Below are 10,106 nucleotides of genomic sequence, written 5' to 3'. Positions count from 1 at the left end.
TTAAACCTTAATCGAGCCTAGGGTATTCTTCCAGGCTAACTCCTTGCGTAGGATTTCTAATGCCCTTTGATCGGCTTCTGAAAAGAGGTTTTGGTTAATTAATTCTCCAATCACTTGTTGCACCAATTGGGAGGCAAACATCCCCCCACTGCGTAGCACATGGGCATAGTAGCCTAAATGGGGGCGACCTTGGGCGTTGAGGTGAAACTGATGAATTTCTTGGGGACTCATCTTAAAGACTGGCGTATTGACGGGAACGACTACCCTAGGGATACCTTGCTCTCCATAAAGGCGATCGCCCCCTTGCGTCAATTCCCCAATTAAAATTGTACCCAGTAATACCCGCGTTTCCACAATCAGATCCGGCGTAAACAACGGATCGGGATCGTTCGACAATCGAGGCCCGGTATTGAGAAATTGGGGATTAAACAACTGGGAATTATAAACCAAACCCACCGCCCAATGGCGCTGATTGAGATCTTCAAGCTTGACAAAACACCCAAACCCATAATCCTCTGGTGCTGGCGGATGCAACAAATCCCGCTTTTCATCCAGTTGCACCACATAATCACAATGGGAATTTGATTTAACGACTTTACCTAAACGCATGATATCAATTAAAAATTAAAAATTAAAAATTAAAAATGATTGTATAGTCAACCTAGGTGCTAAGAAACCGGGTTTCTGGTTCCCCTGTGCTGGGTTTATTGGTGGGGGCGGGTTTACATTATTGATTTGTGGGTGTCCTAGATTTGGGTTTAACCCGCCCCTACGGGTTATTTCGTAGGGGCGGTTCGCCCAACCCTCTGATTAAGACATGGCTTGAATCAGAAAATCAAAATAAGGAGCCGTTTCCTGAGCATCTTCTACACTCAACAGAGCTAAAGAGGCTTGCTTCAAGCAACGCATAGCTTCTGCCATACCCGCTAGGGGTACGCCGAGGGAATTGTACATTTCCCGCGCACCTAAAACACCAATCTGATCGATGGTCTCGGTGCTACCATCGAGAACCCCATAGGTCACCAGCCGCAAATACCAGCCATAATCACGGATACACTGATTCCGTTCCCTTGTACCAGAGGCATTACCCCCAGGTGCAATGAAGTCAGGTCGTCTGCGCCACAGCTCTTGGGTAGCCTTGTCTACGATCTTCTTTTCATTTTCCGTGAGAGTGGAGGCAATGCGAGTGCGCTTTTCTCCGGTGGTTAAGAAGGCTTCAATATTTTGAAGTTCCCCTGCGCTGGGATAGCGCAATTCTTCGTCTGCATTGAGAATGATTTGAGTAACAACGCTCATGATTATGTTGGAATCCCTATCCTAAACGGAATATCAATATCCTGTTAGTTTAACTATTGGGTGGGACACAAGGGAAGAGATACTTAACAAGATGAAAACAGAATTGAACTGGAAACAAGGTGAAGTGGTGGAAATCGAGATCGCTTCCTTAAGCGATACAGGCGATGGTGTGGGACGGGTAGACAACCGGGTGGTGTTTGTGCCGAATACGGTTCCGGGCGATCGCCTCAAAGTTCGGCTACTCTATGTTAAGCCCCAATTTGCCAGAGGAGCGATCGAAGAACTGCTCGAACCCTCTCCCCATGGTATCCGTCCAGCTTGCATTGTCGCCGATAAATGTGGGGGATGCCAATGGCAGCATGTACGCTATGACTATCAGCAAGAGGCGAAACAAACCCTAGTCACAGAAGCGTTAACTCGGATTGGCAAATTTGCCGATCCTCCCGTTTCTGCCATTATCGGCGCTCCCCAGTCCTTCGGCTATCGGAATAAGGTGTCCTATCCCCTAGAACTGTCGGATATTGGCATCTTCAAAGCGGGATATTACCAAAAAGGAACCCATAAACTGATTAATCTCAATCAGTGTCCCGTCCAGGATGAGCGCTTAAACCCCCTCTTAGAGCTACTCAAAGAAGAGTTTGATTTGGCTCACTGGTCAGCCTATGATGAGGAGAGTCATGAAGGACTCTTGCGCCATCTCTGTCTGCGTATGGGTCAGCGCACAGGAGAAATTTTAATTACTCTCGTGGCCACAAAGCGCCGATTACCCGGTCTAGAAACCCATAGCCAGAACTGGTTAAAGCAATTTCCTGGGGTGGTTGGGGTTTGTCTGAATGTGAATCCCCATAAAACCAATCGCATTTTTGGCGATCGCACTTTTCCCATTATCGGACAATCCTATGTGCGCGAGCAATTTGCCGGTTTAACCTTCCATTTAGGAGCCGATACCTTTTTTCAGGTGAATACCGAAGCCGCAGAAGCCTTGTTAGATATGATTCTCCAGCATCTGGACTTACAAGGAACCGAACGGGTCATTGATGCCTATTGTGGCATTGGCACATTCACCTTACCCATAGCGCGTCAAGTCCAGCAAGTGACGGGGATAGAAGTGCAAGCAGAAGCCATTCAACAAGCTCAAGAAAATGCCCGATTAAACCATATTGAGAATGTAGCCTTTCAGGTGGGCAAAGTCGAAGAGATATTACCCCAATTAGATCATCAACCCGATCTTGTCTTACTTGACCCACCTCGTCAAGGTTGTAAGCCAGAAGTGCTGCAAGGCTTATTAAAACTGCGTCCTGCGCGTCTGGTTTATGTCAGTTGCAAGCCCGCAACTCTAGCGCGAGATCTTCAGATTCTTTGTGAGGAAGGAGCTTATCGCCTGACACGAGTACAACCGGTGGATTTTTTCCCGCAAACCGCGCATGTGGAGGCGGTGGCATTTTTAAACCGTGAAAACTAACTAAAATTGCTGTAAGAAACCGGGTTTTTGATCTCGATCTTTCCTATCGCTAGTCTAAATGAGTTGTACAACGGGGAATGCCCTCTCCCATCCCTCTCCCAAGGGATTCTTGACTTTTTTCCCCTTCTCCTGCGGGAGAAGGGGGTAGGGGGATGAGGGGCAGCCATTACACAACTCATTTAGGTTTGCTATAGATAGATGAGGTCAGCAAAAACCCGGTTTCTAGGCTGCCTACTACAGAGTTAAAGATTCGGGATTATTCTCAATTAAATCCGCCAAATCTTTCAGGAATGCCGCCGCATCCGCACCGTAAATAATGCGATGATCGCAAGTAATATTGACCTTCATTTGTCGGCGTACTCCCATTAAGCCATTATCCATGGCCACCACTTGGGGTTTAGATGCACCAATAGCCAGAATTGAGCCTTGACCGGGGGGTAAAATTGCATCAAATTGCTCGACCCCAAACATCCCCAAATTGGAGAGGGTGAAGGTTCCACTATTATATTCTGCCGGTTGTAATTGCTTGGTGCGGGAGCGAGCCACCAGGTCTTTCCAGGTGCGCGAGAGGGAATAAATATCCAGTTGGTCGGCATTTTGCAGCACGGGAGTAATTAAGCCCCCATCATCCATCGCGACGGCGACGGAAACATTAATACTCGATGGATATTGAATCCCTTCCTCAGTATAACTGGCATTGACGATGGGATGTTTGGCTACAACTACGGCTACCGCTTTGGCCAGTAGAGCGGTCATGGTGACTCCCTTAGACTTAATCTGTTTATAGAGCCGGTCTAGGCCATCGGTGGTGATGGTGTAGGACACATGGAATGTAGGTACAGTTAAGCTGGCGACCATGTTACGGACAACGGCTTGCTGCAAGGTATTGAAGCGTACCACCTGACCGGGGGTAACGGCGGGTTTGGGCGCAGGAGGAGCGGCTAAGGGTTTGGGCGTAGTAATGGGGGCGGGAGCAGCAGCAGGGGGAGCGCTAACCGCTACACCGGCAGCAGATTCAACATCTTGGGCTACGATGCGCCCATGGGGGCCGCTACCGACCAAGGCCCCTAAATCTACCTTTAAGTCTTTGGCGAGTTTTCGCGCTCTGGGGGAGGCAACAGTGCGGCCATTGCTGCGAGCGGCGGCGGGAGCTGGCGCTGGGGTTGCAGCAACGGGAGCGGGAGCGGGAGCAGGAGCAGGAGCAGGAGCAGCACTAGGGGCACTTTTGGCCTGTTGTTTGGCGGTTTCAATTTCTGCTTCGGTTTCAGCAATCAGGGCGATCGCATCTCCTACGGGGGCAACCCCACCCGCATCTACAATGATAGTGGCGAGATAGCCTTCATAGAAGGATTCCACATCCATGTCTGCCTTATCGGACTCGACAATAACGACGGTTTCCCCTTTCTCAATTTTGTCTCCTGGAGACTTTTCCCAAGAGACAATCTTGCCTTCAGTCATCGTAGAGCTGAGGGCAGGCATGAATACTTCATGAATCATGGCGCTATTATCCTTAAAAATTATCGTTCATTCTAGACTAAATCTGACCGCGAATTTCCTCGACCACCCCATCTCGGAGGACGATTTCAACCTGCATTTTCTGGATCAGGTTTTCTCCTGGGGTAATGGTAAAGAAGCTATCCATTTGACCTTGATCGACTTCCCGGTCTAACTCTAGGGTTTGTACCTGATTTAGTTGGTTCAGAAGTTGATTTTTTTGTTGCAGTAACTCATTTTTCTTCTGATTCAACTGGTTTTGAATCTGGGACACTTGTTGGGGATTTTGATTTTGCATGTTGACAATCATGCTTTGGCCCTGCATCTCTAGCTGTTGAATTTGTCCATCCATCTGGTTGAGTTGGTTTTGGAGTTGTTCTTGGACTTCTTCTTTCCATCGAGGAGTCACAATCACTTTAATCCGAACGGGTCGTTTGAGCAGCAGGTTTTGGGTATCCATGTTTAGCAAATTCACTCTATTGTAAGTCCAGTGCAATTGAGGGTCAAAAACAGGCGATCCTGTTTCTAAGATGATTAAGTGAACATCCCGTTAATCATATCGCGATACTGTTCTTTGACAATGGGACGTTTGATTTTCAAGGTTTGGGTCATCATGCCATTGTCAATGGAGAAGGGTTCGGTAATCAAACGGAAGGGGCCAATGCGGTCATCGGGTCGATACCCTGGGCGATTTTTGACTTCCCGGTTGAGTTCGCCTCGGAATAGGTTTTCAATGGCTGGATGCTCAAGGTTGAGCTTCAAGGTTCCATCCTCTAGGGTTTGGGCAATTCCGGCATCCGTGGGATGATGTTCTTTGACCCAGTTTTCTAATGCTTCGAGGTTGGGGACAATTAAGGCTCCGAGCGATCGCCGATCTTGCCCCACTAACATCATTTGATCGATATATACACTGCGGATACAAGCGTCTTCGATGGGTTGGGGTTCGATGTTTTCTCCATTGGTTAAAACGATGGTATCTTTTGCCCGTCCTGTAATTACCAATTGTCCTTCTGGAGTCAGGAAGCCTAAATCTCCGGTATCAAACCAGCCATCGGGGTCAATAGCTTTGGCGGTGGCTTGGATATTGCCATAATAGCCTTGCATGATTTGGGGGCCTCTGGCGACAATTAACCCGGTTTCACCTTGGGGAAGGGGTTGGCGGGTTTCTAGATTGATGATTCGCACTTCGGTTCCGGGTAGGGGGAAACCTGATGATCCCCGTAAATTGCGATCGCTGCGTCGAGCGGTGAGTACGGGAGAGGTTTCTGTGAGTCCATAGCCGACTAAAATCTCAAAGTTAATCATTTCAAAGAACTTATCGATATGCTTGGCGAGGGAACCACCCCCACTAATGACCTGTTTCATCTGTCCGCCGGTGGCTTGTCGCACTTTTTGATAAATTAGGCGATCGCCTAAATAATGCAAAGGAGCCAGCAAAGTCGCCTTTACTCTAGCAGAAGTCCGTTCACCAGCAGAGGGGCTGAGGTTCTCTAGTTCGAGCTGTTCCTGAATGCGTTTAGCGCTTACATATTGGTCAGAAAACCCTAGGAAAGTTTGAATTAATTTTTGCCGACTCTGGGGCTGTTCCCGAAATTCTTTCTGAATGCCTTCATAAATGGATTCCCACAACCGAGGCACACCGACCATGTAATGGGGTTTGTAGCTCTTCAGGTCTTGTTTGAAGTGACGGATACTGGTGTACCTTTGGGAACAGCCCTGGGAGAGCAGATAATATTCAATGGTGCGCTCGTATACATGCCAAGAGGGAAGAATGCTCAAGACGCGATCGCCCGGATCGGGAGCCACCACCACGGCCAAAGTATTCACCTGATAGAGTAGATTGCCATGGGAGAGCATCGCCCCCTTGGGTTTGCCAGTGGTTCCGGAGGTATAAAGGAGGGTGGCTAATTGCTTCGGATTGGGGTCTACCGGTTGATAGGATTGTCCTTGGGCAAGGTTACACAATTGCCCAAAATTGAGATATTGGGGAGCCTCTCCAGAAGAGGGCGGTGGATCTTCATCACTGAGCAGAATAATCGCCTGTAGGGTAATCGAGTCTAAGCGAGGAGCGAGTTTATCGAGGGTTTTCAGGTTCTCGACAATCAGAAAGCTGCTGCCGCTATCTTGGAGAATATAGAGCAGTTCTTCCACATCTGCCTGGGAAGAGCGAACCGCATTCACCGCTCCAGCCATCATAATTCCTTGATCGACCACAAACCAGCGCGGGCTATTGTCGGCAAAGAGGGAAATGCGATCGCCTGGATTCACCCCAAGCTGTTGCAGGGCGATCGCCACCTGTTCCATCTGCTCGTACATCTGGCGATAGGTGAGACTCACTTTCTGTTTACTGTGAATATCCTCAAGCGCCACAATATCGCCAAACTTCTGAGCGGTGATCGGCCAGATTTGGGCGATCGACTCCAGATGACTATAATTCACCGCATGACTTAAATTCGCCTTTTCTAGCGCCGACAGATTCGGATAATCGGATGCCACAAACCCATTACTCATCTTCGTTTTCATCTCAGACTGCATTTTTTCCCAGTTTATCGGACGGGATGGGGGAATGGGGGGATGGGGGGATGGGGAGATGGGGAGATGGGGAGATGGGGAGATGGGGGGATCTAGCATTTCCTATTGACAAAATGATTAAACTATGAATCAAGCTGTTTCAATTTAATATCAGTAAAAATCTCTCCTGAGAGTTGGTCTAAAGACCCCACAGTGGCATGATATTCATAATGAAGATCAACAGTGATGGTGACGATCCCAAGTCCAGTAGGTATTTTACCGGTAATGGGTCTTGGGTCAGCCAAGGTGTTGAAAATTCCAATAACAAAATGTCATAGTCTTTGAGGGAGAACCATGCTAAAACGATACATTGTGCTGATATTAGCCACTGTATTTCTCGCCCTGAACGTTGTTGTCGGGAGTGCGACGGCTGCCAACGTTTCAGAACAGAACCGTACTATTCCCATTAATGAATCCGGTGAAACAACCACAATTACTCAAAAAGAGTATGTACTAGGGAAGAGACTGTTTGTAGATACCTGCTCCCAGTGTCATGGCACAGGGATGACTAAAACCAACCCGAATGTGGGCTTGGGGGTTGAGGCTATGGCTGGGGCAGAACCTCCCCGTAATAATCTAGCGGCTTTAGTCGATTATATGCAGAATCCCACCACCTATGATGGAGAAATCGAAATTTATGAACTCCATCCGAGTACCCGGAGTGCGGATATTTTCCCAGAAATGAGAAATCTCAGCGATGAGGATTTAGAAGCGATCGGCTCCTATATTCTGGTGGAAATGAATGTGCGTCCGAATCAGTGGGGAGCGGGTAAAAATACTCGTTAATTCCCAAGAGTGATACTCCTACTCCTGGGGGTAGGAGTGGCTCTTGTGCCGGTTCAATAGCAGCAGTCCTGGGTACTGCTGCTCTTAATGTTTATTTATCTAAAGTTCATGATTAATTTCCCTCAATTCAAATTTGGTTTAAACGCTTCTGGGGCTGAGAGTAGCCGACGATGGAGAAGTGGGGTTCGTCCGGTGGTGGCGATCGCCTTAATCCTTACTCTATTCTGGAGTTTGGCCACGCCTCCAGCTTTCGCCTCAGATCGCTATGTAATGCGGTTCCTAAAGGCTTTAGAACCTGTAGAGATTCCCCTAGATACGGCAGGGAATACCCAAACCGTAACCCCGGATCAGTTATCAGAAGGGAAAATCCTGTTTAATAAAAATTGTGAAAATTGCCATTTAGGGGGCACAACTCTGCTGAGTGAATTTGAGTCCTTGTCTCTGGAGTCTCTACAGGATGCCACTCCTCCCCTAGATAACATCAGTAATATGGTGGGTTTTCTCCGCGCTCCCTTGAAGCAAAAAGGGGAATACCAAAAATATGCCTGTCGTGAAGTCAGTCCAGAGTGGATGTCTTCGGAAGAGTTAGAAAATTTATCGGCTTTTGTGATCCGTGCAGCTCAGGAAGTTGAAGGTTGGGGAGCTGGAGAGTTTTAGATTAGGGAATGGGGAATGGAGGAGTGGGAGACACGGAGAAATTGCCTATTGCCTGTTCCCTGTTCCCTGTTCCCCCAATTTTTAATTTTTAATTTTTAATTTTTAATTGATATAACGTGACAGAGTTTGTACATATTCCCGTTTTAGGGTCGGAGTTAATTGAAGGTCTTGACGTGCGTCCAGGGGGGATATATCTGGACGCGACGGTGGGAGGGGGTGGCCATAGCTTGCTGTTGTTTGCCGAATGTCGGGAGATCTGGGTAACGGCGATTGACCAGGATAGGCAAGCACTGGAGGCGGCTAAACTTGCTTTATCGGAATATGGCGATCGCCTTACCTTCTGGCATGGTAATTTTGTTGATTATCCCGGTGAGACTGAACAGTTTGATGGCATCATCGCTGATTTAGGGGTCAGTTCTGCCCAATTTGACATTCCCGAACGAGGCTTTAGTTTTCGCCATAGTGCGCCGTTGGATATGCGGATGAATCAAGATCAGTCCTTGACGGCTGCGGATTTGATTAATCATGGGGATGAGAAGGAGTTAGCGGATATTTTTTATCAGTATGGGGAGGAGCGTTTGTCCCGACGGATTGCTCGCTCTATTGTGGCCAAGCGGCCTTTTAATACTACAACTGAGTTAGCCCAGGCGATCGCCTCCTGTTATCCCCCTCGCGCCCGTCATGGACGGATTCATCCCGCTACACGGGTGTTTCAAGCCCTACGGATCGCCGTGAATGGAGAGTTAAGGGTTTTGCCCCAGTTCCTGGATAGGGCTTCTAATTGGTTAAAACCGGGCGGGATCATGGGGGTGATTAGTTTTCATTCCCTAGAAGACCGTTGCGTTAAACATTACTTTAAGGACTCCCCACAGCTTACGGTTCTGACAAAAAAACCGATTATTGCTCAAGCAGAAGAAATTAAAAACAATTCCCGTGCGCGATCGGCAAAATTACGATTGGCAAAACGCATATAGACCTTCACCGTGAATCAGGCGCTTCAAATCTCGATCCAATTCTTTATAAAACTTAGAATCCTTGTGAGTATTTCTCTTATCCATCTCTTATAAATATTCATTATCGATAAATTAAGCCGTAAAACCGAAAAAAACTGGAAATTATTGGGGATCGATGGAGATCGTCTGAAATGATAGGGTTAGAGGATCAATAACATATCTATCTCAAGAGAACCCAAACCGTTAGCAGCTCTTGAGCCACCAGTCATTTGGTTTAACGGGAATATGGAAACTTTAACAAATAGTGTTTTAGTCTTAGGGCAAGAGCTAGAGGATCTCAATCTCTTGCAATCGATGCTTAATCATGTGCCTTGTCAAGTCGCGATCGCCAAATCACCCGAACAAGCGGTTAGTCTATCGAGTCAAACCCTTCCGTCCTTGGTGATTCTATCGGGCAATTGCCATCAATGGTCATCCGATTTTGTCTATCAATTGCGAGAGCAAGCTAAAAAATGTGGAGTGACGATTATTGCCCTAACTGATTGTCATGCTCCCAGTTGGCTACATCAAGAATCCCATCTAGGGCTTGATGGATACTTAGTCAAACCCTTAGCCACAGATATTCTGATGTCAGTCGTAGAATCCGCTAGATTACGGAGATTTTGTTGCTTTCAATAACAGCGAGAGGGGCGATCGATTTTGGTGTCGGGCGATCGCCCCTCTCCCACAATTGATAAACACGCATTTTATATCAAGTTCGCTTATTCATGTCCGCGAAGCGGAAATACCCTAATTAAAAATCCAGGGAGCAAGATGCTCCCACTCCAGTCATATCAAAGAATTCGAGGAGTGCGGGCATCTTGCCCGCTTCTCTTTTCCAATTTTCA

General features: G+C 47.5%; 11 protein-coding genes. 5 read left to right on the top strand and 6 right to left on the bottom strand.

The genetic code is table 11. The features are described from left to right. Positions 1–609 (bottom strand): DUF8166 family protein, encoded by a 609-nt coding sequence (locus tag PMG71_RS06475; RefSeq protein WP_283752839.1) that lies wholly within the window; start codon positions 607–609, stop codon positions 1–3. 201 nt (positions 610–810) lie between these two features. Further along, positions 811–1,296 carry an allophycocyanin subunit alpha-B gene (apcD, locus tag PMG71_RS06470; RefSeq protein WP_283752838.1) on the bottom strand — a complete coding sequence of 162 codons (486 nt, stop codon included), beginning with the start codon at positions 1,294–1,296 and terminating at the stop codon, positions 811–813. Between the two features lie 91 nt (positions 1,297–1,387). Here apcD and rlmD point away from each other — a divergent pair, with 91 nt between their 5' ends. Next, positions 1,388–2,758, top strand: a complete 1,371-nt coding sequence (gene rlmD, locus PMG71_RS06465) for a 23S rRNA (uracil(1939)-C(5))-methyltransferase RlmD (protein ID WP_283752837.1) — start codon at positions 1,388–1,390, stop codon at positions 2,756–2,758. A 234-nt stretch (positions 2,759–2,992) separates the two neighbouring features. Here the strand turns inward: rlmD and PMG71_RS06460 are convergent, their stop codons facing one another. From PMG71_RS06460 to PMG71_RS06445, 4 genes are all read right to left on the bottom strand, one after another. Beyond that, positions 2,993–4,255, bottom strand: coding sequence for a dihydrolipoamide acetyltransferase family protein (locus tag PMG71_RS06460; RefSeq protein ID WP_283752836.1), 1,263 nt, complete (start codon positions 4,253–4,255; stop codon positions 2,993–2,995). 37 nt (positions 4,256–4,292) lie between these two features. Next, entirely contained in the window at positions 4,293–4,712 is a 420-nt protein-coding gene (locus PMG71_RS06455; protein WP_283752835.1) for a YlqD family protein, read from the bottom strand. Positions 4,713–4,786: 74 nt separating this feature from the next. After that, positions 4,787–6,787 carry an AMP-dependent synthetase/ligase gene (locus tag PMG71_RS06450; protein ID WP_283752834.1) on the bottom strand — a complete coding sequence of 667 codons (2,001 nt, stop codon included), beginning with the start codon at positions 6,785–6,787 and terminating at the stop codon, positions 4,787–4,789. 119 nt (positions 6,788–6,906) lie between these two features. Further along, on the bottom strand, positions 6,907–7,068 hold the full coding sequence (locus tag PMG71_RS06445) for a hypothetical protein (RefSeq protein ID WP_283752833.1): 162 nt from the start codon (positions 7,066–7,068) through the stop codon (positions 6,907–6,909). A gap of 49 nt (positions 7,069–7,117) precedes the next feature. On the opposite strand from PMG71_RS06445, the gene psbV reads away from it, so the two are divergent. The 4 genes from psbV (at position 7,118) to PMG71_RS06425 (ending at position 9,897) form a co-directional block, all read left to right on the top strand. Then, on the top strand, positions 7,118–7,609 hold the full coding sequence (psbV, locus tag PMG71_RS06440) for a photosystem II cytochrome c-550 (RefSeq protein ID WP_283752832.1): 492 nt from the start codon (positions 7,118–7,120) through the stop codon (positions 7,607–7,609). Between the two features lie 108 nt (positions 7,610–7,717). Then, on the top strand, positions 7,718–8,266 hold the full coding sequence (gene psbV2, locus PMG71_RS06435) for a photosystem II cytochrome PsbV2 (RefSeq protein ID WP_283752831.1): 549 nt from the start codon (positions 7,718–7,720) through the stop codon (positions 8,264–8,266). A 116-nt stretch (positions 8,267–8,382) separates the two neighbouring features. Beyond that, positions 8,383–9,240 carry a 16S rRNA (cytosine(1402)-N(4))-methyltransferase RsmH gene (gene rsmH / locus PMG71_RS06430; RefSeq protein WP_283752830.1) on the top strand — a complete coding sequence of 286 codons (858 nt, stop codon included), beginning with the start codon at positions 8,383–8,385 and terminating at the stop codon, positions 9,238–9,240. A gap of 264 nt (positions 9,241–9,504) precedes the next feature. After that, positions 9,505–9,897 (top strand): response regulator, encoded by a 393-nt coding sequence (locus PMG71_RS06425; RefSeq protein WP_283752829.1) that lies wholly within the window; start codon positions 9,505–9,507, stop codon positions 9,895–9,897. The last annotated feature ends 209 nt before the right edge of the window (positions 9,898–10,106 follow it).

It is taken from the genome of Roseofilum acuticapitatum BLCC-M154, from assembly GCF_030068475.1.
Classification (GTDB): Bacteria; Cyanobacteriota; Cyanobacteriia; order Cyanobacteriales; family Desertifilaceae; genus Roseofilum; species Roseofilum acuticapitatum.
This window is presented reverse-complemented; position numbering and strand designations above follow the sequence as displayed.